The following is a 24,724-nucleotide window of genomic DNA, read 5'->3' as shown; positions in this document are numbered from 1 at the left end:
CTCCTGTGAGATTACGCGCCGGGGGCTTCCCCTCCGGCAATCCGGTTCACTCGTCCTTGGTCGCACTAGCCCGAGGTCTTGCGCCCCACGCAAGCCCGAGCATTCCGGCAGCGCGCCGCGCGCCCGGCACGAGCCCCACCAGTTCGAGCCGGACCATGATGATCATCAGGATCACGGCGAGCGTGGTCTCGCCGATCACGCGAGCCATCGCCATGCCGATTGCTCCGAAGCGCGGTGCGAGGAACAGCGCCGCGGCCAGGTTAACGAGGCCCGAGGCGACGCCCGCAAAGGCAAGCAGCCGGTCTTTTTTGCGTGGAACGAATACATAGAAAGCCACGAACTCGTTGAACGCCACGAACGGAAACATCCATGCGAAACATTGAAGAACGCGAGCGGCAGGCTCGAACGCGGGCCCGAGAATCAGCGGCAAAACAAAGGGCGACAGCGTCATCGCGCCGCAAAATACGAGTAACCCGTAGCCGAGCAGAAGCGTCGCGCCCCGACGCGTGGTGGCATGTGCGCCATCCTTGTCGCCGTGGGCAAGCTGGCGCGAGATCGTTGGAATGAATACCTGCGATGCCGGTCCCATCAGGCTAAGCGCAATAGTCGCGAAACGCTCCGCCGCGCCGAAATAGCCGACCTGTGCAGGCGTCGACAACAGCGTCAGCAAATAAGTCGAAGACGCCGTGAGTACGACAGAGCCAGACGAGTAGCAGAAAAGCATCGTCGAACTGCGAATGAGCGGCATTACACCGCCAATTTTCAGATGCGGCAATCCCAATTGCGATGTGGTGATGCCATACGAAATGATCGACGACGCCACACCCGCGATTAGCAGGCTCGCCAGAACCCAGACCGAATCGGCGGGTTCTTTGACGAGGCTCAGCACCAAAACGAGGCTTACGGCAAAACCGAACACCTCGATCATGATCGGCGTGCGAAAGTGCTGACGCCCCTGAAATAGCCAGCCCAGATTCAGTGCGGAGACAATACCCAGCAATGTCGCCAGCACGCCGATAAGAGGCCGCTGCGACAACGTCGGCGAGCACATGGTGGCAACGAGACCGATACATCCGCCCAACGCAGCCAGCATGAGCCGCGCGCTGACATGCAACGAGTAGATCGAATTGCATTCCTTTACCGAGTGCGCCTTCGAGACTTCGCGCATTCCGACAAACGTAAATCCATAGCTCACGAGCATCCATATCACGTTCATGAGCGACATCGACGCCAGCACCCGACCGTATTCGGACACGCCGAGAATTCTTCCGTAAAACGGCACCACGATGATGAGGTACACGTACCTCATCAAATATCCGCCGTAAACAAACGCAATGACGCTTGCGTTGTCTCGTCTTTCCATTCCGTTCTCCAAATGCGTCTTCCTGACTCTATCGCTGCGGCACTCGTCGGCGTGCGAGCGGATTCGATATGTAACGAACGACAAAGTCGGAAAGTGGCGAGTACGGCACGAGGCACAAGCCCGAAAGAAATAGCGTGCCGAATTTCTTCTTCACGCTCCAGAATGGGTTCGCGACGATCGCATGCAGGTAGCCGCGCGAATCACGCATCATCCATCGCCAGCGATGAGCGAGCGTTGCCCGATAGACGCTCGAGCAGAAGATCGCCTTCTCGTGCCCGAAATCATGAAATGTTGGTGGAAGCTCGATTTCCAGACGCGACCTCGCAATATTTCTCAGGATTGCCCAGCGCATACCGAGCGCCTTCGGTGCTTTCGAAATCTGCTCCGAATTGGCGAAGGACACCGTACCGCCATCCGCGTTATGCACACGATAGCCACCGAGCGACTTTCGCACCGTGGCGACCGGGCCTACTAGCGCCGCGCCATAGATCGCGAAGAAGTCTGCGCCGTAGCGATTGATCCCCGGAGCGGGGACAGGAAAGACCTGCTTGAGCGCGCTCACCCGGTATGCATTGCCCGACGCCGGCGGCGACGGATACAGCCAGCCCGCCTGCAAGAGTTCTCCGCAGTTGGCGGGCGGTTCGCTGTTCGGCACGTAGGCGCCTGTCGGTGCTCCATTTGCATCCATCACGTCGAGCCGGAACTGCACTTTGGCCCATGCGCCGCTGGCAAAAATCCGCATCACCTCCGATACGGCGCTCGGATACAGGATGTCGTCCGAATCGAGCAGGATTGCGTATTCCGTTTCGAGCGCGGCGATCGCATGGTTGTATGCGGACACCTGCCCGCCGTTTTCCTGGAAGATCGCCGTGATGCGGCTGCCGTACTCTTCAATGATTGCCCGCGATCCATCTGTCGAACCGTCGTCGAGCACCACTACCTGCGTGCCCGGATAGTCCTGATTCAGCGCAGAATCGATCGCGGCCGCTAGATAGCGTTCGTAGTTGTAGTTGCATATGACAACTGTGACCTGGTTCATGGCAGTCGACGCTATCTGAAGTTTCGGGGAGTCGGAATCGCTATGCAAGCGGACGGACAGCGATATGCGCAAGGTGAGCCGGCGGGTAGCTTCCGGCGCCATTGATCCGCTCGGGCACCGTGACTCCCAATTGCAAACCGTCGTTACTCCAAGTGGTCGTAACGGCGTCTGGTGCACTTACTGTGCCCGTCGCCCGCAACACGATTTTATTGCCGGAGCACAGCGAAATGCCGGAAGTGTTTGGACTAAATTGCAACGGACTCGTCAAACTTTCCGGCGATCCCGAAACAGTCTGATGAAGCACGACCGGGCTTCTCGCCGACACATCATTCATGTATGGCTGCAACAGCGACTTGATGCCATTGCGATTGTTCAGAGTCAGCGCTGAAGGAAGATCGTTGCCGAACTGAGATCCGGTCTTGGCGATATGCATGAATTCAGTGGCTGAGTCGCGCTGGCCGATGTTTCCCAACGCCCAACGTCTGCCGGCACTCTTTCGAATGCGATACATTGGCCTGCCCACCGACATGCGCTAGCCCGCCGACGCGCTGGCCGGCACGCCAGACAACCGAACGCCCGCCTGCCCCTCGAGAATCTCCAGCACGGATTGCGCGCTCATGTCCCAGCGAAATTCGCGTGCACGCGCGAGTCCCATTGCCCTATAACGCTGCCGCAATGCGTCGTCCATCATCATTAGCGCGATCTTCGCGGCGATGTCGTCCGCCGATGTGGCGTCGCAATATATCGCCGCTTCTGCGCAAACCTCCGGTATCGCGGTCCGCGACGAAGCGACGACCGGACAGCCGCAGTACATCGCCTCGAGCGGCGGCAGGCCGAACCCTTCGTAAAGGGACGGGAACACAAGACAGCCGGCGTTTTCGTAGAGCGCCTTCAGTTCGCCGTCAGTGACGAACCCGGCCCACACCACTCTCTCCGATTGCGGTTTCTCGTCAGCGAGTTCGCTATTGAAGATGCGCGCGTTCTTCCCGCCGACTACCACGAACTTGACGTGGTCGAGGTGCCCGAGCTTCTCTATCGCTTCCAGCACGCGTTGCAGGTTCTTGCGTGGATCGAGGCTGCCGACCACGACGCAATAGGCGTCCTTGACGAGGTTCAGGCGCTCGATCACCGCGGGCTCCGAAACAACCCGGTCCAGATGATCCGCAGCCGGGCTCACTACTGCGACTCGCGACTCGTCTATTTTCAGGTGGTGGCAGATGCGCGATTTCGAGAACTCCGACACCGTAATGATCATCGGCTGCATTCGTGGCAGCATGAAGAAACAGAGCCGGTACCAGAGCACGAATTTCTTCGAGAAACCGCCCGGTACGTCGTACACCGCCATGTCGTGAACCATTACGACCTGCCTGCGTTTGAACACCGGGTTCGTGTTGCACAGGTTGAGAAGCCTCACACCTCTGGCGGCAATGGGCAGCGTGATCTGTTCCCACAGCGTGCCGCGCAACCACGGAAAACGCCGTTGCCATTTCAACAGCGCACCCGGCTCCCTTGCATTGCGGGGGACAAAAATTTCGAGCCGTTCGCCTGGCGGAACCCGCATTTGCATAGCTCTCGTCAATTCATACGCGACTCTCTGAACACCCGTCACCGGCTGCGAAGTAAACTTCCCGTTAATTGCAAACGCCATCTGCTTCTCCGTTTTGCGAATTCATCGAACAGCGGTGGTAACTCGCTTACGTTCGGAGAGATCCGCTGGCCGCGTCGGCGTCGCCATAGTCGCTGGCGTAGTTCGTCGCATAGCCGTAGTTGCGAGTACTACGCCGAAGCGGAATACCATTGAATACGGCGCCGGCAATACGGCCTTCTGCGCGCTCCATCTTCTTGACCGTGTCCTCGATTTCCTCCTCGGATTGCATGCCCGAGCGCAAAACGAGTAGCGATGCGCCGGCTTCGCTCGCGATGATCGAGGCGTCGGTGACCGCGAGGAACGGCGGCGTATCGAAGATCACCAGATCGAACTGCGCGCTGAGGCGTTCCAGTACTTCCTTGAAGCGCGGTCTCGCAAGCAAGGCGGCCGGATTGTCCGGGCGCGATCCGCAGGACAGGAAAGACAAGCCCTCGATACCCGTATGGCGCAGTGCATTGCGCAGCGGCATCCTGTCCGAGAGAACTTCCGAAAGCCCACCACGGTTGTTCTGATTAAAGAGCGATGCGAGATGGCCGCGACGCATATCGGCATCGATCAGAAGAACCCGCGCGCCGATCTCGGCCTGCAACGTCGCAATATTGGCCGCGACAAAGCTCTTCCCCGCCGACGGAGTCGGCCCGATAACCATGAGAATGTTGTTGCGCGAATGTGCGAGATCCCGTGCCAGCGAAGTGCGCACGGCCCGCAGCGCCTCAACCGACGTATCGTGAGGAAAGCGCTCTGCAAGCACCTTGCTGCCACCGCCCGCCACCTGTATTTCGGGCACGCCGCCCGAAGCCGGTTGCGGTAATCCGGCGCGCGTGGCTGCACCCGGCAGCGATTTCGCGCCTGCATTGGTCCTGTCGAGCAACGACTGCTGCTGGCTAAACAGTATCTCGCCGAACACCGGCACGCTCATTCTGCGTTCAACGTAACGCGGATCCGTCACACCTGTCAGCACATGGCGACGCATGAAAACAAGGACGACGCCCGATACGATGCCCAGCATCAACCCGCCAGGAAGCACCAGTATCGGCTTTGGTTTAACAGGGCGATGCGGCGTAATTGCCTGGTCGACGATATGCGCGCCGCCGGTAGTGCTTGCACGCCGCACCTGCAATTGTTCGGCCTTCTGCACCATGCCGAGATAGATCGTCTCCGCCACCTTCTGCGCGCGAATGAGATCGACGCTGGAGCGTTCGGATGCCGGCATGCCGTTGAAATGGCCATCGAAACTCGCCTTCGCGCTCTTCAATTGCGCAAGTTGAGTATCGACGCTCTGAACCCAACGGCTTTGCGGCGTGTAGCGCTCCAGAAGCTGCGTGCGCTGCAGTTGCAACGTCGCGATCTGTCGGTCGAGATCGAGTCCGCCTTGCAGGTAAGCTTGAGCCTCGGCGGTCGGTTGCATCGATTGCGAATTGGCCCGGAATGCCTTCAGCGCTTCCTCTGCTTTTCTCAAGTCCGCTAGCAGACGGGGTAGTTCTCCGTTAATAAACGCGAGGGTCGTCGTGTCGTTGAGTTGCCGGCTGGCGATCGCCGTTGTGAGGTACTGCTGAGCCAACGCATTCGCTACTTCCGCGGCCTTCTCCGCGCTCGTATCCGTGTACTCGATCTGAAGAAGACCGGAGTCTTTTACTTTGTCGCTAACCTTGATGACGCCGTCGAAACGTTTGATCGCGTCCACCGCGTTCCACCGTACCACCGTGAACTCGGTGCCGGGCCGCGCGACAAGTTCGTCGACGCGCATGGAAATGCCATTGCCCGATATCTCCTTGCCGACGGTGCCGTGGAGGAAGACCTGATCTTGCGGGCCGCGTAATTCGTATGTGTTGTCCTCGCCCGCAACCAGCGTCATTTTTTCTTCTTCCAGGTCTTTCGGCACCTCGAGCGCGCCGACCTTTACCTGCTCACCGCCCCACGCGTATGACTTTAGCCCCAGCCACGGACGCGACGGCTCGCCGGGCGTCGCGAACTTCTCCGCAATATTGCCGAGTAGCGGCAGCTTGCGCGGCGTCACCGAGACATCGAAGCGGAAGCGTTGAACCACCGGCTCGAGCACCGAACGGCTGCGCATGACCCCCATTTCCGTGACGGTAGACGGCGCAGGCGGAGGCATGTTCTCCTGATTTTGAAGCGCGAGGCCCAGCGCGTTCGGTTCTGGCGGATCGACGCGAATGAGCACGTCCGCGGAATAGATCGGTGACGCAACGAGCAGATAAGCGGCGGCCAGACTAAAAACGACGACCGTGGTAAGTACGATCTCCCAGATGTGGTCGCGCATCAGACGCAGCATCGCACTCGCACTAAGCTGGCCACGCTCTGTGCTGGCAGTGGCAGGGAGCGAATTCAGAGGGTAGTAGTCCACCGGTTTGATCCTTCCATGTTTGATGGGCACAGTAATGAGTCGACACCGCCTGGCTGACCAACGGTCCGCAATCCAAAGCCGTTGCCGGCAGGAACGCGTATGGCGTAGCCCGACGCGGGGTCGGAGCTACGTCATGGTTTTGCCAAGCCAAGTGTCTGTCCACCTGCCTGAACGATCAAAGGCTGCGCCGCAAGCAACTCGGCTCGCCCCGTTTCACAATGTCGAATCCCCCAGATCGCGAAACGACAAGCTCTACGCTGCACTTCGCGTTTGTCCCGTACTACAAATCGTTGGCGTTTAATGCACTGGAAACAGACCAGGTGCCGACTTCGCAAAACGCGGTCCCGGCTCTGGACTCACGTGAGCGTTGCCTCCTCGTACGTCGTCGGTGCAAAGCACTTAAAGACACGGCAATTGCTACACCTCAATCGACAAGGCTACGCGACAAGATGAAGAAATTGCGCATTGCTGGCATTCGAATAGCGCCTACCGGGGCAACCGCTATTGCTACAGATGTTGCAGTGAAGCATAGCGCTCGGGTGAATGAGCGTATGGGGAGCGGCATAAATTCGGGTGCTATTGGCCGATTCCGTGGAAGCGATTACCGCGCAACATATAAACCGAAAAGTGTTGTAGCTATCTGCAATCGATGTAACAGAGTGATACAACGCAGACGGCTCGCCGTTATGCGCCACTACCTGCGAATAAATGGGACGGACCGGAGCGTCACTGCGGATCACGAGCCGGGAGCCTTATGCAGCGGGACTTTGACGGCGACCTTCGTTTCGCAACCAATAGCGACTCGCTAATTGCGCGAGGCAATTCTTGCTGATTGGTGCGCCTTTTTGTAGGGCTTTATTTAGCCAGACGAGGTAACAATTTCCCCGTTCATCACAATTGCGCCAAAACACCATCGATTACCGGCCACGTTCGCCAGGGCGATTTGACTACGCTAATCTCGTCACGTAGGCAGTGATTCACCCTGTTTGGAGAACTAAGCGTGACGACTTCCACCGATTTTCTCAGGTCGTGCATTGATGCGCACCGGACCGGTCCAAAAGTGGCGACACGGAAACCGGCAAAGCACATTGGGCTTCTAGTGTCGCAAGAATGCTCGATGGCGACTGCCGGATCGATCGGCGACGCATTCCGCCTAGCGAACGAATTGTCAGAGGACACAGCAGCCGACTCTCCCTATTCTCTTTCAGTGCTTTCTGAAAGCGGTGGGCTCGTGACCAGTTCGTCGGGCATATCGATCTGGACCCAAAGTATCGAGCGCCATCGGCTGGGCGAATTCCACGCGTTGTTTGTCGCCTGCCGCGACGCTGCCAGGGCGTTGGAGTCCAACGACCGCCTGCTCTCCTGGATAGCACGTCAAGGCTCTATTGCATCATTCGATATTCAACAAGGCGCGAACCTGGTAGTCATTTGCAAGGATCCGCTGCATTCGACGGTGCCGATCTTCCTGTTCGACGATGCGCCGACCACGACACGGACCAGCAGCGCTACGCCCACGGATCTCGCCTTGGCGCAAATTGAACGCGATCTCAGCACCGAAGTTGCCCGAAAGATTGCGGACATGTTGCAAACGACTTACGTGGAATCCGACAAATTCGAGCTGGACGACGCGAGCATCACCACGACGACTGAAAAGATTCGCGAGTCTGCGCGCTGGATCAAGGAGAACTACAGCAATCCCATTTCCGTCGCGAAGGCCGCGGAGTGTGCGGCGATGAGCAAGCGAAACTATCAACGCCGGTTCAAGTTCGAGTTCGGCATGACACCGCTCGAATACCTGCTGCGCACGCGCTTCGAAGTTGTTCGCGCCATGCTGCGCAACACCGATCTGCCCGTCGACAAGATTGCGCGGCGGTGTGGAATGGGTGACGGCAATCGCCTCGGCCGCCTGTTCAAGGAACGCTATGGCATGTCACCCACGCAATTTCGCGCGCAGCAGCGCCTGGAAGTCGCGGAACGCTGCGTGGCAATCGACGATTAACGGCCCGGTATCCGTACAGACGGGCGGCGCGCGACTGAGAGATCGCGCTGCCCGGTTGCACGCGCTAATCAGGCGTCGCAAAGCCCATTAGATATGGACCATACAATGACAACTACGAAGTCTGTGCAGTTCTCCCGCGACGCCGATGTATCGACCCTGCGCCGCAGTGAAACCGACACGGCGGAAGACGCCGTGCCCGACGACTGGCCGCTCTCGCGCGACGCCATGAGGCAACCGCAGCCGAAGCGTAGAGAGTCGAGCGTCAGAAGACTCAAAGAAGCAGCCAAGTCGATGCTGCCGGCGCCATTGTTTCTCAGCCTGCTGCATCACAAGGAAATAGGCCGCTATCCGAATCTGCTTCGCCCCACCACTTTCAACGAGAAGATCCTGCAGAAGAACTTGCGGCCGGACCCGTGGTTCGTCAAGTTGACCGACAAGCTCACGGTCCGTGAGTATGTCGCGAAAAAACTAGGCGAAGAGCACGTCATACCGTTGCTGTCCGTCCCGGACGTCTTCACGCGAGAAGTGTTCAATGCTCTGCCAGACGCGTTCGTGATGAAGGCAAACCACGGCAGCAGCTACGTGGAGGTAGTGAGGAACAAATCAGCAACGTCTTTCGAAGAACTGCGCGATCTCGCGGACTACTGGCTGTCGCTCGACTTCTACAAGATCGCTCGTGAAAGACATTATCGCAAGATCAAGCCGCGCATTTTCTTCGAGCAACTTCTACTCGACAGTAGCGGCAAGATTCCCGCCGACTACAAACTGCACTGCTTCGGCGGACGAAGCGGACGGCCGATCATCTACATTCTGGTGATTTCCGACAGATTTGGCGGGAACACAAGGGGTGATGTATACGACGTCGACTGGAATCATCTCGACGTAGCAATCGGTTACTACAAGCGCAGTCCCATTCCGGCGCCGCAGCCGGAGAACCTGGACGCAATTCTGCGCGCCGCTACCAGGCTGTGCGAAGACTTCGACTATGTTCGCGTCGACCTCTATGCGCCGGATAATCTCGTTTACTTCGGTGAACTGACGTTCACACCGGGCGCAGGCGTCCTGCCCTTTACGCCGGATAGTGTCGACTACGAATGGGGAAAATTAGTGCCGGAGACATTCTGCCGCTGATAACACCGCTGATAACACGTAAGCAGCAGCCTGCCAGAGCATCTAAGAATCGACACCTATGAACCCGGCCTCGTCCTGCAAGCCAGGCGAGACCAGGTTCATGGACCGATAAGTGCGAAACCACTCAGATGTCGGCATGGCTCGACGCGAAGCTGGTAAATGCATTGTACGGCGCGTCCACCGGTGTGCCCTTGATCATGATGCCGTAGGTGTTGTTGCCGCTATCCAGCACGTAGTACATGACCGACTGAATGTTGTGCGTTTTCCGCGCATCGTAGAATTCGGCAAGTTTGTTCGAGATGTAATCTGCGCGGTAGTTCTCCGAGCAATCCGGGCCGGCATTCCATTCGGTAACGATAAGCGGTACACCGTAGCGGGCCTTGCAATAGGTAGCCAGGTCGAAACCCGGCCCAGCACCGTCGATCCCGATGTTGAACAGGTCACCATACGCCTCGTAATTGTGCCAGGTGGTGATGTCCCAGCGCAGCTTCTGATACCCACTGGTGCCGTCGGGCTGCGTGCCCTCCCACAGCGCGTCCGATGCACCCACGTCTGCTACGCAGAAATTGATACCGCACTTCGCGGACGACTGCACCGACTTCACACCGTCGATCATTCCGCGCATGACACCGCGCATGGCAGGCCAGTTTGTATTGTTGAAGTCACTTGCCTTTGAGCCCGCGCATGTGAAGTCGATCACGGTCGCGTCCTGGCGCGTCAACTCGTTACCGCATTCGTAAATCGTCACGCCGTACGGCTGCAACGCGTTGGCAACGGTCGCTCCGACCGAATAACCGCGGCCATAGGCGGCCGACTCGCTGGCGAATACAGCGCCGCTTGCGTCATACACGCGCTGATCGATCAGCGCGAGCAGCGTGAGTCCCGCCGACTGAAACGCCTGCGCGAGCTTCACCACGGCATTCAATTGCTTGGGATCGTCCGTGACGCCAACGCGGTAGCTCGTGCAATTCATCGCCTTCAGAATCGATACAGTCTGTTCCGGCGTGTACGTATAGTCGAAATGCCCATTGATGCCGTAGAAGCTTCCAGGAACGGATGCCACATCGATGCGCGGATCGCTGCAAGGAAGCCATTGCTCGGCGACCTCCGCGTTCGCATAGAACTGACCGCCGGTGCCGCAATGCCAGATCTTGCCGCCATACCACAGCACGAGCGACACGTTATACGTATTGCCGACGGTAGAACCGTTCCTGTAGACCACGCCATTGACGAGCGTCCACACATCGCCGGCGCTGTCGGTAATCGAAGCGGCAGGGGGCATCGCGGTACCGCTCGCGGATGCAGCGGCTACTTTCGCCTTTGGGCTCGCGGAAGTCTTTGCAGTTGAACTCGCGCCGCCGTCTTCAGAGCCACCGCCGCCACAGGCGCTCAGAAGATACGTGCCGGCAAGGGCCGTCAGGCCTCCAAGAAATTGACGTCGTTTAACCATGTGTTTTTTTCCCACTGTCGAGAAAGTCCCGATAAAAAGTCCAAAGATGAGCGTTCGAAGTTCGGTAGAACTGTGTTGTTCGCGACAGCTAGTTATTGATTCGTTATGCTTAATGATACAAAATCGCACGTTGCACCATCGGCACTTCGAATAAGTGCTGTCACATTGTTGAGGACAACGTGGAATGAACCGGTTGACGAGCAGACAAAGCTCCGCCTGTCGCGGTGCGTCTGACGCCGCGATACGTTGATGGGCCCTTTGAAACGACCGCGACGGCGCTACCGCTGCGGGATCACTACATAGTGTGGCGCGAATGCTTCACCGGAGAGAAAGCCGCCTGATCTGCTCGGAAAGTTGTTCGGTTCCGCGTCACAACAGGGGTAAATCGTACCCGCTAATGCGAAGTAGGTCACATGGAAATCGGTGCTTTTTGGCCAAAAAGCAGGATTCTTTCCGAGAACTTTGCATATCGCAAAAATTCCTGCTTTCAGATGATGATCGGAAGATTAGATGGATAGCCCGTCTAGGTACTTAGCGGTAGCAGGACGAGATGTTTTTCGGCTCGCGTGCAGTAATTACTTCTTCTCCTCATTTGCGCGTGAGCCAGAAGAAGAAAAAACATCTTACATCAGACGATAAGACGCAAATCACGGCGCTTAACCGGCGCGCCGAAGCGTGTAAATTTCCTCGCTCAAACATCATAAGGAATCTACTTTCTGATGGTTAACGCTACGCCGCCCGAGCATTCGATGCACAAGTCCGTCGCTGGAATCGACGTTCTACACCGCCTGCGCGCGCCTACTCGGCGTTTAAGTCAGGCGAAAATAATTGAATACCACCGGCACAAACGCGGCTTAACAGACAACTGGAAACATAATCGCCGCATTCCCCATTAAATCGCGACGCCATTAATTGACTATTTCCAGGTTCATCGGTCGACCGGTTTTAACCGCGGATATTCAAACCGCTCCACTCCGATCATGATGATGTCTGAACCTGCGACTTGACGAGCTCACCAACCTTTCGCGCATCGTCCGGCGTAAGCGGCGTATAGATCACCATGCCGAGGTCGGGCTGCCCGTCGACGGCAAACGCCGAGTATTCGAATCCTATCGGTCCGACTACCGGATGCCGCAAACGCTTGACGCCTCCGCCGTGGCCGCGCACGTCGTTGTCGCGCCAGATCGCTTCGAAGTCGGGGCTGACCCGGCACAGTTCCTCCACCATCGCGGCCACCCGAGTGGCGGCCCCGGCACGCGCCGCATCCGCGCGAAACGCGGCGACCACGAAGCGCGCAACGCTATCCCAGTCGAGCTGCCCGGCGCGCACCCGCGGATTACAAAAGACAAGGCGCAGTATGTTGCGCTGTTCCGGCGGCAACGCGCCGTAGTCGGTCAGCATGGCAGCGGCCGCACGGTTCCACGCGACGACGTCCCACGTGGCGGTCCTGACGATGGCGGGACTGAACTCCAACGAGTCGAGCACGCGTTGCAGCCTTGGCGTGACGCCCTCGGATATGCGGTAACGGATATCCGGCGGACGGCCCAACGCGAGAAGAAACAGATGCTCGCGCTCCGCTTCAGTCAGCAACAACGCGCGCGCGATTCGCTCCAGTACATTGGCCGAAGGCGCGCCGCCCCTACCCTGTTCCAGCCACGTGTACCACGTTGCACTGACATTGGCGCGCTGGGCCACTTCTTCGCGGCGCAGCCCCGGCGTTCGCCGGCGCGTGCTCGAAAGGCCGAATGCGGCCGGGTCGAGTTTGGTGCGGCGATCTTTTAGATAGGCTCCAAGCGGATTGTCGTTGGCGACCGGCATGCTCATCCTGTTAGTCCGTATACCCGTGTAACGTCACTACTTTTCGCCGGCCGATTATGCGCCGAAAGTGGCATCCGTTCATTGTCGATATGGAGGATTTCCATGCGTGTTTTCGTTACCGGCTCGACTGGCTTCGTCGGCTCAGCCGTGGTGCAGGAGCTGCTCGGAGCCGGCCACACAGTACTTGGACTCGCCCGCTCCGAAGCTGCCGCCGCAGCGCTCAGCGCCGCAGGGGCGGACGTCCACCGCGGTTCGCTCGACGATCTCGACAGTCTGCGCAGCGCGGCATCGATCGCGGACGGCGTGGTGCACACGGGCTTCAATCACGATTTCTCGCGATTCGCGGAGAACTGCGAGATGGACCGGCGCGCCATTGAGACGCTCGGTGCAGCGCTCGAGGGCTCGAGCCGTCCGCTCATCGTGACGTCTGGGCTCGCGGCGATAAGCAGTTGCCCCGCGACCGAGGACGATGCGTCCGTCCCACCTTCCGCCGCCTATCCTCGCGCTTCCGAAGCGATGGCGGCCTCGCTCGCGGCACGCGGCGTGTGCGCGTCGGTGGTGCGCCTGCCTCCATCGGTGCACGGCGATGGCGATCACGGTTTCGTCCCGCGCCTCGCGGGCTTCGCTCGCGAGAAGGGTGTGTCGGCCTATATAGGGGACGGCCTCAACCGCTGGCCCGCCGTTCATCGGCTGGATGCCGCGCGTGCTTTCCGGCTCGCGTTGGAAAAGGGCCTTTCAGGTGCCCGCTATCATGCAGTCGCCGATGAAGGCGTGCCGTTCAAGGACATTGCAGAAGTAATTGGCCGGCGCCTGAAATTGCCGGTCGTCAGCAGGAGCCAGGAAGAAGCAGATGGGCACTTTGGCTGGTTCGCGAGGTTCGCAGCAATCGATGTTCGCGCAACCAGTCGGCAAACGCGGCAACAACTTGGCTGGGAACCCACGCAGCCCGATCTCATTGCCGATATCGACCGCGCAGGTTACTTCGCCGGGTGAGAGCATGCGGTGCCGCATCTTGCGGTACAGGCGAGATCTCGCGACGCAGACTTTGCTACAGCAGATGAGACCAGCGCGATGGCCGCGCTACGTGCGTCAGCACACGTAACGGGCCATGACGCACCGGTAGTGTCGAGTGTGCGGGCCAGGTCCACCGGTCCGGGCAATCGTCGCGGCTTCTCATCTTGCAACGGGGCCGCTCACAAGCTACTTTTGTTGTACGTACTCTGCTGACTATCGGATAGTGTCCGCCAATCGATACCGCAAGCATCGCATTGCCTCGCTATCTGCGCTTTTACTCGGCGCTCTTGCCGGCCTGTCTCCTCGCGCGCATGCACAGGAATTTTCGCTGCTTGCCGGCCCGCTTTTCAGTGCGGGCACGAATACCTATTCCTGGAGCGCCACCTATCGCGAAGGCGTGGGCCGCTTTGCTGCGTGGAGTTTTTCGTGGGTCAACGAAGGGCACCTGCCCGATCATCATCGCGACGGGCAGGCGCTGCAAGCGTGGGGGCGTCTGCCATTATGGAACGACCGGCTCGAACTGTCGGCGGGCGCCGGGCCATATCGATACTTCGATACGACAGCGGCAAGTGCCGGAGGCGACTATTCGAACACGCATGGCTGGGGCATATTGGGAAGCCTGCGCGCCGCCTACTATTTCGATCGACGCTGGATTGCTCAGGTGCAGCTTAACTACGTGCATGCATTCGGCGGCCCGAACACGACCGCGCTGATTATGGGTGTCGGTTACCAACTGGAGGCATCGGGCGAACCCGGACCATCTCAGCGGCCCGTGCCGCGGACGTCGAATGTCACGAACAACGAGCTCACGGTCATGTTCGGCAAGACCATCCTCAACAGCAACGACTCAGAATCGACCAATGCGGGAAGCCTCGAATACCGGCGCGGGTTGTGGCGCTATGTCGACGTAAGCGCGTCGTACATTCACGAGGGCGGCCATATCCAATCGCGCCGCGACGGTGTCGCGGCGCAACTGTGGGCCACACGCGCTTTCTTCGAAGACAGCCTCACGTTATCGGCTGGCGTCGGCCCCTATGTCGCGATCACCCAGACCGACAATCTTCCGCGAGACCGCACAGGCGACGGCCGTGTTTCGGCACTCTTTGCAGTATCGGCAAGCTATCGCTTCGGTTCCCGTTGGCTCGCTCGGGTTACGTGGAATCGCGTGGTCACGCGCTATAACCGCGACACCGATGTGATCGAAGGCGGTATCGGCGTGCGGTTCTGACGTTTCTTAACCGGCGCGATGCGAAGCCTGAGCGGGCGGGCCGCCCTCTTGCGGCGCCGCCTTTCACCGGCTAACCGCGACGCTGCGACGGCGGCACGTTATGCCCCGCTGGCAGGTTCATCCGCCGATCCCGCACCACCTGCCACGGGCGCACCGCATACGCGAGCGAAGCGAAACCGCTCCATACGTGTACGAGCCGAGTGAACGGGAAAATCAGAAACAGCGTCATGCCAAGCACCATATGCGCCTTGAAAATAAAGCTCGCGTCGCCGATCAGTTGCGCCGCCCCTGCTCTGAACGTCACGATGTGCTGCGCCCAACCGGCGAGCTTGAGCATCATGCTGCCGTCCAGATGTTGGCCGGACAGCGGGATGGTGCCGAGCCCGAGCACGAGTTGCAGCCACAACAGCACGAGCAGAACGATGTCGCTGGTCTTCGACGTCGCGCGAATACGCGGGTCGCCGAGACGTCGGCGCAACAATATCGTCACGCCGATGAGCGCCAGCGTGCCGGCGACGCCGCCCGATGTCATCGCCACGATCTGCTTCGCGCCCGCGCTGATGAACCGCTCGTACACGAAGTGCGGCGTCAGCATGCCGAAGAAGTGTCCGAACAGCAGAAACAGCACGCCGATATGAAACAGATTGCTACCCCAGCGTAGCGTCCCCGTGCGCAGCAGCTGCGACGAATCGCTCTTCCAGGTGTACTGGTCCCGGTCGTAGCGCAACAGGCTGCCAACCAGAAACACCGCGACGCAGACGTACGGATAGATGCCGAATAACAGCGTGTCGAGAGCGTTCATAGCATGGTTTCCTTGTGCGGACCGCGCGGCGTGGCGTCACGACGAACGATCTGGATAGTCTGGACCTCCGGCGCGCAGTTTTGACCGGCAGACGAGCATCCACCGAATGCTGCCGGCTCGACCCATTGATCGTCGATTGCGGGTTCCGCAGGCGGCTCGGGCACGGCATCGGGCGGCTGCACCGGCNCNCCCGCCNGATGCAGTGCAGCCGCCACTGCTGCCGCGTAGGGGCTGTGCTGGCGCGCCAGCGCCGCGTGGATCGATTGCAACAGGTGCGCCATCTCGGCCAGAAACTCGCGCGCGGCCGCCTCCTGTTGCATCGCGGCGAATTCGAGAACGACCGGCAAGTAGTCCGGCAATTCGCCGGCCGTGAGGAACAGGCCTTGTTGCGCGTACGTTTCCTGAAGATCGATCAGCGCGGGACCGCGCTCGCGGGAATCGCCGTGCACGTGTTCGAACAAATGAAGCGATGTCTTGCGCGCGCGGTCGAACGTGTCGACGTAGCGCGCTTCGGCTTCGAGCGCGTCGGCGTATTGCAAAGCGTCTATCAGTTCGGCGACGGCCTCGCGGCATGCGTTGGACAGCGCGCGGTCCGACTGCAGCGCAAAGCGCAGATCCGGCAGCATCGCGCGCAACGCCGCGTCGGGATAACCTAGCAATGCGGCAAGCACGCGCGCGGCCACATGATGAGCTTGAGCATTCATGTCAGGACCTTTCATACCTTCGCCTTGATGGGAATCGTGCGCCTCTTCTTGCCGCCGAACAGACTTGTCGAGCTCGCACCGTCCGAACAACCGTTGCCGAACGAGAAGCCGCAACCGCCCTTCAGGTCATAGAGATTCTCCGCATACTCGCGGTGCGTGCCCGGCACGACGAAGCGGTCTTCGTAGCTCGCGAGTGCCATCACGCGATACATGTCCTCCACTTCGTCGCGGCTCAAACCGACCTGCGCGAGCACCGCCGGATTCTCGCGGCCGTCGACATGCTTTTCGCGCTGATAGGCGCGCATCGCCAGCATTCGTTCAAGTGCGCGGATCACTGGCGCCTCGTCGCCGGCAGTCAGCAGATTGGCCAAATATTTGACCGGAATGCGCAGTTGCGTGACATCGGGTATTTCGCCGTTCAGGCTCATGTGGCCTTCGCTCGCCGCAGTGGTGATCGGCGAAAGCGGCGGCACGTACCAGACCATTGGCAACGTGCGGTATTCGGGGTGCAGCGGCAGCGCCACCTTCCAGTCCATCGCCATCCTGTAGACGGGGCTCGTCTTCGCTGCTTCGAGCCACGCGTCGGGGATGCCGTCGGCGTGCGCCTGCGCGATCACAGCCGGATCGTTCGGATCGAGAAACACGTCGAGCTGCGCCTGATAGAGATCGGTCTCGCGTTCGACAGAAGCAGCCGCCTCTATCCTGTCGGCGTCGTAGAGCAGTACGCCGAGATAACGAATGCGTCCGACGCACGTCTCCGAACACACGGTCGGCTGGCCGCTTTCAATGCGCGGATAGCAGAAGATGCATTTCTCGGCCTTGCCCGACTGCCAGTTGTAGTAGATCTTCTTATATGGACAGCCGGACACGCACATGCGCCACCCGCGGCACTTGTCCTGATCGATCAGCACGATGCCGTCTTCCTCGCGCTTATAGATCGAGCCCGACGGGCAACTCGCGACGCACGCCGGATTCAGGCAGTGCTCGCACAGCCGCGGCAGATACATCATGAACGTGTTTTCGAACTGACCGTAGATGTCCTTCTGCACGTCGTCGAAATTCTTGTCCTTGCTGCGCTTCTCGAACTCGCCGCCGAGAATTTCTTCCCAGTTCGGACCCCACTCGATCTTTTCCATCCGCTTGCCGGTAATCAGGCTGCGCGGTCGCGCAACCGGCGGCGCTTTCATTTCCGGCGCGGCCTGCAAGTGCTCGTAGTCGAATGTGAACGGCTCGTAGTAGTCGTCGATCTGCGGCAGGTTCGGGTTCGCAAAGAGGCGCGACAGCACTTTCAACCGGCTGCCCTGGCGTGGTTCAATCGAGCCGTCCGCGTTGCGTTTCCAGCCGCCGTTCCATTTATCCTGGTTCTCCCACTGTTTCGGATAGCCGATGCCCGGCTTCGTTTCCACGTTATTGAACCACGCGTATTCGACGCCCTCGCGGCTCGTCCAGACGTTCTTGCACGTCACCGAGCAGGTATGGCAACCGATGCACTTGTCCAGATTGAGGACCATGCCGATCTGTGCGCGAATCTTCATTTGCGATCTCCGTTTGCGGCGAGAACCGGCTCGTCGTCGAGCCAGTCCACTTTCGCCATCTTGCGCACCACGACGAATTCGTCGCGATTCGTGCCGATGGTCCCGTAGTAGTTAAAGCCGTAGCTAAGCTGCGCATAGCCGCCGATCATGTGCGTCGGCTTGAGCACGATGCGCGTGACCGAGTTATGAATGCCGCCGCGTGTGCCGGTGATTTCCGAACCAGGCACGTTCACGATCTTCTCCTGCGCGTGATACATCATCACCATGCCGGGATTGACGCGCTGGCTCACTACCGCGCGCGCTGCGATCGCGCCGTTGACGTTGAACAGTTCGACCCAGTCGTTATCTTCGATGCCGGCGGATCTCGCGTCGTCCTCGCTCAGCCAGATCACGGGGCCGCCGCGATTGAGCGTGAGCATGATGAGGTTGTCGGTGTACGTGCTATGAATGCCCCACTTCTGATGCGGCGTAATGAAGTTCAGCGCGATTTCGGTGTGTCCGTTAGGCTTGCGGCCGTGCATGGGCGCAACCGCTTTCAGGTCGACCGGTGGACGGTAGCTCGCGAGAGCTTCGCCGAACTCGCGCATCCACGGATGGTCCTGATAGAACTGCTGGCGGCCGGTCAGCGTGCGCCAGGGAATGAGTTCATGCACATTCGTATAGCCGGCGTTGTACGACACTTTCTCGCTTTCGAGACCGCTCCATGTCGGCGACGAAATGATCTTGCGCGGTTGCGCCTGAACGTCGCGGTAGCGGATCTTCTCGTCCTCGCGATGCAACGCGAGATGCGCATGGTCGCGGCCGGTTATCTTCGAGAGCGCGTCCCAGGCCTTCACCGCGACGTGGCCGTTAGTTTCCGGCGCGAGCATCAGCACGACTTCGCACGCGTCGATATCGCTGTCGATCTTCACGAGTCCGTGCGTCGCGCCTTCGTCGTTCACGGTGCCGTTCAGCTCGGCGAGTTGCGCGACCTCCGTGCCGGTCTGCCATGCAATGCCCTTGCCGCCGTTACCGACCTTATTCATCAGCGGCCCGAGCGCCGTGAAGCGTCGATACACGTTTGGATAGTCGCGCTCGACCACGCTCACCTGCGGCGCGGTCTTGCCCGGTACGAGTTCGCACTCGCCGCGCTTCCAGTCGCGCACGTCGTACGGTTGCGCGAGTTCCGCAGGGGTGTCGTGCATCAGCGGCGTCAGCACGACTTCCTTTTCGACGCCGAGATGGCCGACGCAGACTTCGCTGAAGGCCTTCGCGAATCCTTTGTAGATGTCCCAGTCGCTACGTGCCTGCCACGCCGGGTCCACCGCGCTCGACAGCGGGTGAATGAACGGATGCATGTCGCTCGTGTTCAGATCGTTCTTTTCGTACCACGTCGCGGTAGGCAGCACGATATCCGAGTAGAGGCATGTCGTGCTCATCCGGAAGTCGAGTGTCACGAGCAGGTCGAGTTTGCCTTCCGGCGCCGTGTCGCGCCACGTGACCTCTTGCGGCTTCGCATCGTCGTCGCCGAGATCGCGGCCTTGCACGCCATGAGCGGTGCCCAGCAGATGCTTGAGGAAGTACTCGTGGCCTTTGCCCGACGAGCCAAGCAGATTCGAGCGCCACACGAACATATTGCGCGGCCAGTTATCGGGATGATCGGGATCCTCGCAACTCATCCTGAGCGTGCCGTCTTTTAGCGTGCTCGCCACATACGCTTTTGCGTCGATGCCGGCGGCCTGCGCATCGCGCGCCACCTGCAACGGATTGGTCTGCAACTGCGGCGCCGACGGCAACCAGCCCATGCGCTCGGCGCGAACGTTGTAGTCGATCAGCGAGCCGCCGTATTGCGCCTTGTTCGCGAGCGGCGAAAGAATTTCGTCGACGCCGAGCTTTTCATAGCGCCACTGATCTGTATGCGCGTAGAAGAAGCTGGTGGAATTCATCTGCCGCGGCGGACGAATCCAGTCGAGCGCGAAGGCGAGCGCGGTCCAGCCGGTTTGCGGACGCAGCTTTTCCTGACCGACGTAATGCGCCCAGCCGCCGCCGCTCTGACCGATGCAGCCGCACAGCATCAGCATGTTGATCACACCGCGATAGTTCATGTCGCTGTGAAACCAGTGATTCATCGCCGCGCCGATGATCACCATCGACTTGCCCCGCGTCTTGTCGGCGTTCTGCGCGAATTCGCGCGCCACCATGATGGCCTGCTCGCGCGGCACGCCGGTAATGCGTTCCTGCCAGGCGGGCGTATATGGCACATCGTCGTTGTAATCGACCGCACCGCCGAAGCCGCGGTCGACGCCATAGTTGGCGGCCAGCAGATCGAACACGGTCGCAACCAGCACCTCACGCCGCTCGCCTTCCTTGCCGAGTGCAATGCGCGCGGCCGGCACCGCGCGCGTCAGCACGTCGCCCTGTTTGTTCGCAGTGAAATGCGGCGTGTCGATGCCGCCGAAATACGGAAAACCGACCGTGACCGGCTCATGCGGCTGCGCGCTGTCTTCCACCACCGACAGCTTCAGTTTGACGTCGCTGCCGTGCCGCCCTTCTTTCGCTTCGAGATTCCATCTGCCTTCGTCGCCGCGGCCTTCCGCGCCCCAGCGAAAACCAATCGAACCGTGCGGCAATACAACTTTTCCGTCGATGTCGAACGCGACCGTCTTCCACTCGGGGTTATTGTCCTGACCGAGCTTGCCGTTGAAATCGTCGGCGCGTAGGTAGCGGTCGGGCACCATGATCTGGCGGCCGTCCGGCAATGTGTGCTCCTTCAGTTGCACGAGCAGCGGCAGGTCGGTATAGCGGCGCGCGTAGTCGTCGAAATAGGCGCTGCGCCGCTCGAAATAGAATTCGCGCAGAATCACGTGCCCCATTGCCATCGCGAGCGCGGCGTCGGTGCCCTGACGCGGATGCATCCACAGGTCCGCGAGTTTGCTCACTTCGGCGTAGTCGGGCGTGACCGCGACCGTCTTCGCGCCGCGATAGCGGACTTCGGTGAAAAAGTGCGCGTCGGGCGTGCGCGTTTGCGGCACGTTCGAACCCCACGCGATGATGTAGCTCGAGTTGTACCAGTCTGCGGATTCCGGAACGTCGGTCTGCTCGCCCCAGGTCTGCGGACTCGACGGCGGCAAATCGCAGTACCAGTCGTAAAAGCTCATGCACACGCCGCCGATCAGGCTCAGATAGCGGCTGCCGGCGGCATAGCTGACCATCGACATCGCCGGAATGGGCGAAAAGCCGATGACGCGATCCGGCCCGTGCTTTTTGATCGTGTAGACGTTGGCCGCGGCCACGATCTCGTTGACCTCGTCCCAACTAGCCCGCACAAAGCCGCCGAGGCCGCGCTGGCTCTGATAGTCGCGGCGCTGCGCGTCGTTCTCGACGACTGCCGCCCACGCGTCGACGGGACTCGCCGCCACCGCGCGCGCGGCACGCCAATGCTTGAGCAGCCGGGCGCGCACCAGCGGATATTTGACACGGTTCGCGCTGTACAGATACCAGCTATAGCTCGCGCCGCGCGCGCAGCCGCGCGGCTCGTGATTCGGCAGATCGGCGCGCGTGCGCGGATAATCGGTCTGCTGCGTTTCCCACGCCACGATGCCGCCCTTCACGTGAATCTTCCACGAACAGGAGCCCGTGCAATTCACGCCGTGCGTCGAGCGAACGGTCTTGTCGTGCTGCCAGCGCGCGCGGTACGCGTCTTCCCATGTGCGGTCCTCTCCGGTGGTCACGCCGTGGCCTTGCGCGAAGCGCTGCTTCGGCTGCGAGAAGTATCTGAGTCGGTCTAGAAAGTGGCTCATTGTGTGGGTCCGTTTTGAATTGGCTTTTTGTTCCGCTTTTTATCGATGCGCTTTAACACGGCATCGCTGCATCGCGGCGCGCGTAGAACCACCACGTGAGGCCGATGCACAGCAGGTAGAAAGCGATGAAGCAATACAGCGCCAGTTCCGGGCCGCCGGTCATGAGAATCGAGCTGCCATAGCTCTTCGGGATGAAGAAGCCGCCATACGCGCCGATTGCGCCCGCGAAACCGATCGCGGCGGCGCCTTCGGTATTGCCGTCACGTGTCGCATGGGCCAGCGCCTCTGCGTCGGTCGCCCGCACGCCACGCATGCGCAGATTCAGGAAAATCACGGGAATCATGCGGAACGTCGAACCGTTGCCAATGCCGGTGGTGAGAAAGAGCAGCAGGAACATCAGGAAGAATCCCGCGAAGTTGCCGTCTTTCGGGCTCCAGCCGGGGGCGAACGACGCGCCGCCCGTCTTCGGCAGAAAGTACAGAACGCCGACGACCGCGAGCGCCATCACGACGAAATTCCACAACGTGACGCGCGCGCCGCCGAGCCGGTCGGCAAGCCATCCACCGAAGGGCCTCACGACCGCGCCGACGAGGGGCCCAAGCCACGCATACGTGAGCGGATTCACGCCCGGAAACTGGCTCTTGATCAGCAACGGAAAGCCGGCCGCATAGCCGATGAACGAACCGAACGTGCCGAGATAAAGCGTGCACATCAGCCAGTTATGGCGGCTTCTGAAGATGCTCGCCTGGGCGGCGAACGACGCCTTTGCATCGGCCAGATCGTTCATGCCGAACCATGCTGCAAGTGCGGAGAGCGCAATCCACGGCACCCAGATGAAGGTCGCGTTCTGCATCCAGACCTGCGACATGTGACCGGCCTTCACGAGCGTCTGCGGATCGCCGCCGAAGATGCCCAGCACGCCGGCTGTCACGACTAGCGGTGACAGAAACTGCACCACCGATACGCCGAGATTGCCGAGTCCGCCATTGACGCCGAGCGCCGAGCCCTTACGCTCCTTCGGAAAGAAGAAGCTGATATTGGCCATGCTCGAACTGAAGTTGCCGCCGCCGAGGCCGCACAGCAGCGCGAGCAGCAGCATCGTCGGGTAGCTGGTCGTGTTGTCCTGCACCGCAAAGCCGATGCCGATTGCCGGGATCAGCAGCGATGCGGTGGAGATCGTGGTCCAGCGCCGGCCGCCGAAAATCGGCACCATGAACGAATAGAAGATGCGCAACGTCGCGCCGGATAACGCGGGCGCCGCCGCGAGCCAGAACAGCTGGTTGGTCGAATAGTGGAATCCGAGCGACGGCAAGCTGACCGCCACAACGCTCCACACCTGCCAGATAGCGAATGCGAAAAAGAGCGCCGGCACCGAGATCCACAAATTGAGCTTGGCGACGGCTTCGCCTTCGCGCTGCCAGAAGGCTTTGTCGTCGGGCGTCCAGACCTTCAGCGTGCGGCCCGCCCGCGCGCGTGCTGCCGAGATGTTCATGATGGTTGTGTTTCCGCAGGTTGTGAGTCGACAGTTCGCACTGGCTGAGCCGGGCAGACAGGCGGCGTTGCCGCGAGCACGTCCCTCGTGCGAACTTCGGTGAAATACATCCAGATAAGCGAGACCCACACGACGCCGTAAAGCAGCATGAAGGCGCTCGAACGAATCCCAGTGAGATCGACCAGCAGGCCGAAGAGAATCGGCAGCAGAAAGCCGCCAAGGCCACCCGCGAGTCCGACGATGCCGGAGATCGCGCCGATGTTGCGCGGATACTGGTCGCCGATATATTTGAAAACGCTGGCTTTGCCGAATGCGAATGCAATGCCGAGCACGAACATCAGCGCCGTGAACCAGACCACGTTCAGGCCGACGTCGAAGCCTTTAGCGCCGCTCACCGTGGCGACGGTGAAATGCGTGCGTGGATAGCTGAGCAGGAACAGGCACATCCAGCTCACCCCCATCACCCACCACGTCACGCGGTGCGCGCCATAACGGTCCGAGAGCCAGCCGCCCGCGGCGCGCAGCAAGCCGCCCGGCAGCGAGAAGCACGCAGCAAGCAGCGCAGCGACGCGAATATCGAGACCGTATTCGCCGACGTAGTACTGCACCATCCACAGCGACAGGCCGACGTAGCCGCCGAATACGATGCTGTAGTACTGGCAGTACCTGAGCACCCTTGGGTCTTTCAATGCGGCTAGCTGGTCGAGAAAGCGCGTCTTTTGCGGCATGCGATGCGCTGGGTCGGTTTTGCTGAACATCCAGAACAGCACGGCGGTGGCAAGCATGACCACTGCATAAACCTTGGCGACCATCGCCCAACCGAACGCGACCATGATCGCGGGAGCGACGAACTTGTTCACCGCTGCCCCCGAATTGCCGGCGCCGAACACGCCCATCGCGAAGCCGCGCTTGTCTTGCGGAAACCAGCGCGCCACATAGGGCGTGCCGACGGAAAACGCGCCGCCCGCGAGGCCGACGAACAGACCGATCACGAGCAGATGCCAATAGGCGGTCGCGTAGCTCATCAGCCAGATGGCCGGCACCGTGGCGAGCATCAGCGCGGTCATGACGATACGGCCGCCGTACCGGTCGGTCCAGATGCCGAGCGGCACGCGCACGAGTGAACCCGTGAGGACGGGCAACGCAGCCAGCATGCCGAACTCGGTCTCGTTCAGATGCAACGACCGGCGCAGCGGAATCCCGACTACGCCGAACATCATCCAGACCATGAAGCACACCGTGAACGCGATCGTGCTGGAAACCAGCACGGACGAGGCGTGCCGACGCGACGCATCGCTAGATGCCGTCGATGTCTGTGTCATGGAATGGACTCCGTCTTTCATGACATCGACTTTGG

General features: G+C 60.3%; 17 protein-coding genes. 4 read left to right on the top strand and 13 right to left on the bottom strand.

Annotated elements, in window-relative coordinates; translation table 11 throughout:
• Positions 1 to 46 precede the first annotated feature (46 nt).
• From F759_RS0116335 to F759_RS0116315, 5 genes are read right to left on the bottom strand one after another with little or no spacing between them, the layout of a single operon-like run.
• A complete protein-coding gene (locus F759_RS0116335; RefSeq protein ID WP_027800810.1) occupies positions 47 to 1,363 on the bottom strand; it encodes a lipopolysaccharide biosynthesis protein in 1,317 nt (438 codons plus the stop codon).
• A gap of 28 nt (positions 1,364 to 1,391) precedes the next feature.
• Positions 1,392 to 2,402: a glycosyltransferase family 2 protein gene (locus F759_RS0116330; RefSeq protein ID WP_027800809.1), complete on the bottom strand. Its 1,011-nt coding sequence runs from the start codon at positions 2,400 to 2,402 to the stop codon at positions 1,392 to 1,394.
• A gap of 40 nt (positions 2,403 to 2,442) precedes the next feature.
• Positions 2,443 to 2,913: a hypothetical protein gene (locus tag F759_RS42170; protein WP_027800808.1), complete on the bottom strand. Its 471-nt coding sequence runs from the start codon at positions 2,911 to 2,913 to the stop codon at positions 2,443 to 2,445.
• A gap of 21 nt (positions 2,914 to 2,934) precedes the next feature.
• On the bottom strand, positions 2,935 to 4,050 hold the full coding sequence (locus F759_RS0116320) for a glycosyltransferase family 4 protein (RefSeq protein WP_027800807.1): 1,116 nt from the start codon (positions 4,048 to 4,050) through the stop codon (positions 2,935 to 2,937).
• Positions 4,051 to 4,096: 46 nt separating this feature from the next.
• Complete coding sequence (locus tag F759_RS0116315; RefSeq protein WP_027800806.1) at positions 4,097 to 6,415, bottom strand: polysaccharide biosynthesis tyrosine autokinase; 2,319 nt, start codon at positions 6,413 to 6,415, stop codon at positions 4,097 to 4,099.
• Between the two features lie 1,117 nt (positions 6,416 to 7,532).
• On the opposite strand from F759_RS0116315, the gene F759_RS0116310 reads away from it, so the two are divergent.
• Positions 7,533 to 8,414 (top strand): GlxA family transcriptional regulator, encoded by an 882-nt coding sequence (locus F759_RS0116310; RefSeq protein ID WP_027800805.1) that lies wholly within the window; start codon positions 7,533 to 7,535, stop codon positions 8,412 to 8,414.
• A 225-nt stretch (positions 8,415 to 8,639) separates the two neighbouring features.
• Positions 8,640 to 9,545, top strand: a complete 906-nt coding sequence (locus F759_RS0116305) for an ATP-grasp fold amidoligase family protein (RefSeq protein ID WP_063829657.1) — start codon at positions 8,640 to 8,642, stop codon at positions 9,543 to 9,545.
• Between the two features lie 124 nt (positions 9,546 to 9,669).
• Here F759_RS0116305 and F759_RS0116300 read toward each other — a convergent pair whose 3' ends face one another.
• Positions 9,670 to 10,995 (bottom strand): hypothetical protein, encoded by a 1,326-nt coding sequence (locus F759_RS0116300; RefSeq protein WP_027800803.1) that lies wholly within the window; start codon positions 10,993 to 10,995, stop codon positions 9,670 to 9,672.
• A 978-nt stretch (positions 10,996 to 11,973) separates the two neighbouring features.
• A complete protein-coding gene (locus F759_RS0116295; RefSeq protein ID WP_209440491.1) occupies positions 11,974 to 12,813 on the bottom strand; it encodes a helix-turn-helix transcriptional regulator in 840 nt (279 codons plus the stop codon).
• Between the two features lie 102 nt (positions 12,814 to 12,915).
• Between F759_RS0116295 and F759_RS0116290 the strand changes: the two genes are divergently transcribed.
• Entirely contained in the window at positions 12,916 to 13,806 is an 891-nt protein-coding gene (locus tag F759_RS0116290) for an SDR family oxidoreductase (RefSeq protein WP_027800801.1), read from the top strand.
• 244 nt (positions 13,807 to 14,050) lie between these two features.
• Positions 14,051 to 15,055, top strand: coding sequence for a hypothetical protein (locus F759_RS0116285; protein WP_027800800.1), 1,005 nt, complete (start codon positions 14,051 to 14,053; stop codon positions 15,053 to 15,055).
• A 70-nt stretch (positions 15,056 to 15,125) separates the two neighbouring features.
• Here F759_RS0116285 and narI read toward each other — a convergent pair whose 3' ends face one another.
• The 6 genes from narI to F759_RS0116255 all read right to left on the bottom strand — a co-directional run bounded on the left by narI (position 15,126) and on the right by F759_RS0116255 (position 24,689).
• Entirely contained in the window at positions 15,126 to 15,857 is a 732-nt protein-coding gene (gene narI / locus F759_RS0116280; RefSeq protein ID WP_027800799.1) for a respiratory nitrate reductase subunit gamma, read from the bottom strand.
• A complete protein-coding gene (narJ, locus tag F759_RS0116275) occupies positions 15,854 to 16,561 on the bottom strand; it encodes a nitrate reductase molybdenum cofactor assembly chaperone (protein WP_456088823.1) in 708 nt (235 codons plus the stop codon). Before narJ ends, narI begins: the two co-directional genes overlap by 4 nt.
• An 11-nt stretch (positions 16,562 to 16,572) precedes the next feature.
• Complete coding sequence (gene narH / locus F759_RS0116270; protein WP_027800797.1) at positions 16,573 to 18,096, bottom strand: nitrate reductase subunit beta; 1,524 nt, start codon at positions 18,094 to 18,096, stop codon at positions 16,573 to 16,575.
• Complete coding sequence (locus F759_RS0116265) at positions 18,093 to 21,875, bottom strand: nitrate reductase subunit alpha (protein ID WP_027800796.1); 3,783 nt, start codon at positions 21,873 to 21,875, stop codon at positions 18,093 to 18,095. The genes narH and F759_RS0116265 overlap by 4 nt, the downstream gene beginning before the upstream one ends.
• 52 nt (positions 21,876 to 21,927) lie before the next feature.
• A complete protein-coding gene (locus F759_RS0116260) occupies positions 21,928 to 23,367 on the bottom strand; it encodes a NarK family nitrate/nitrite MFS transporter (RefSeq protein WP_027800795.1) in 1,440 nt (479 codons plus the stop codon).
• Complete coding sequence (locus F759_RS0116255; protein WP_027800794.1) at positions 23,364 to 24,689, bottom strand: MFS transporter; 1,326 nt, start codon at positions 24,687 to 24,689, stop codon at positions 23,364 to 23,366. The genes F759_RS0116260 and F759_RS0116255 overlap by 4 nt, the downstream gene beginning before the upstream one ends.
• Between the last annotated feature and the right edge of the window lie 35 nt (positions 24,690 to 24,724).

It is taken from the genome of Paraburkholderia dilworthii, assembly GCF_000472525.1.
GTDB classification, from domain to species: domain Bacteria; phylum Pseudomonadota; class Gammaproteobacteria; order Burkholderiales; family Burkholderiaceae; genus Paraburkholderia; species Paraburkholderia dilworthii.
This window is presented reverse-complemented; position numbering and strand designations above follow the sequence as displayed.

What these genes read in the sequence shown, in the direction of transcription:
- F759_RS0116335 (WP_027800810.1), bottom strand. Translation starts at nt 1,363, where the DNA reads ATGGAAAGACGAGACAACGCAAGCGTCATTGCGTTTGTTTACGGCGGA.
- F759_RS0116330 (WP_027800809.1), bottom strand. Translation starts at nt 2,402, where the DNA reads ATGAACCAGGTCACAGTTGTCATATGCAACTACAACTACGAACGCTAT.
- F759_RS42170 (WP_027800808.1), bottom strand. Translation starts at nt 2,913, where the DNA reads ATGTATCGCATTCGAAAGAGTGCCGGCAGACGTTGGGCGTTGGGAAAC.
- F759_RS0116320 (WP_027800807.1), bottom strand. Translation starts at nt 4,050, where the DNA reads ATGGCGTTTGCAATTAACGGGAAGTTTACTTCGCAGCCGGTGACGGGT.
- F759_RS0116310 (WP_027800805.1), top strand. Translation starts at nt 7,533, where the DNA reads ATGGCGACTGCCGGATCGATCGGCGACGCATTCCGCCTAGCGAACGAA.
- F759_RS0116305 (WP_063829657.1), top strand. Translation starts at nt 8,640, where the DNA reads ATGAGGCAACCGCAGCCGAAGCGTAGAGAGTCGAGCGTCAGAAGACTC.
- F759_RS0116300 (WP_027800803.1), bottom strand. Translation starts at nt 10,995, where the DNA reads ATGGTTAAACGACGTCAATTTCTTGGAGGCCTGACGGCCCTTGCCGGC.
- F759_RS0116295 (WP_209440491.1), bottom strand. Translation starts at nt 12,813, where the DNA reads ATGCCGGTCGCCAACGACAATCCGCTTGGAGCCTATCTAAAAGATCGC.
- F759_RS0116290 (WP_027800801.1), top strand. Translation starts at nt 12,916, where the DNA reads ATGCGTGTTTTCGTTACCGGCTCGACTGGCTTCGTCGGCTCAGCCGTG.
- narI (WP_027800799.1), bottom strand. Translation starts at nt 15,857, where the DNA reads ATGAACGCTCTCGACACGCTGTTATTCGGCATCTATCCGTACGTCTGC.
- narH (WP_027800797.1), bottom strand. Translation starts at nt 18,096, where the DNA reads ATGAAGATTCGCGCACAGATCGGCATGGTCCTCAATCTGGACAAGTGC.
- F759_RS0116265 (WP_027800796.1), bottom strand. Translation starts at nt 21,875, where the DNA reads ATGAGCCACTTTCTAGACCGACTCAGATACTTCTCGCAGCCGAAGCAG.
- F759_RS0116260 (WP_027800795.1), bottom strand. Translation starts at nt 23,367, where the DNA reads ATGAACATCTCGGCAGCACGCGCGCGGGCGGGCCGCACGCTGAAGGTC.
- F759_RS0116255 (WP_027800794.1), bottom strand. Translation starts at nt 24,689, where the DNA reads ATGACACAGACATCGACGGCATCTAGCGATGCGTCGCGTCGGCACGCC.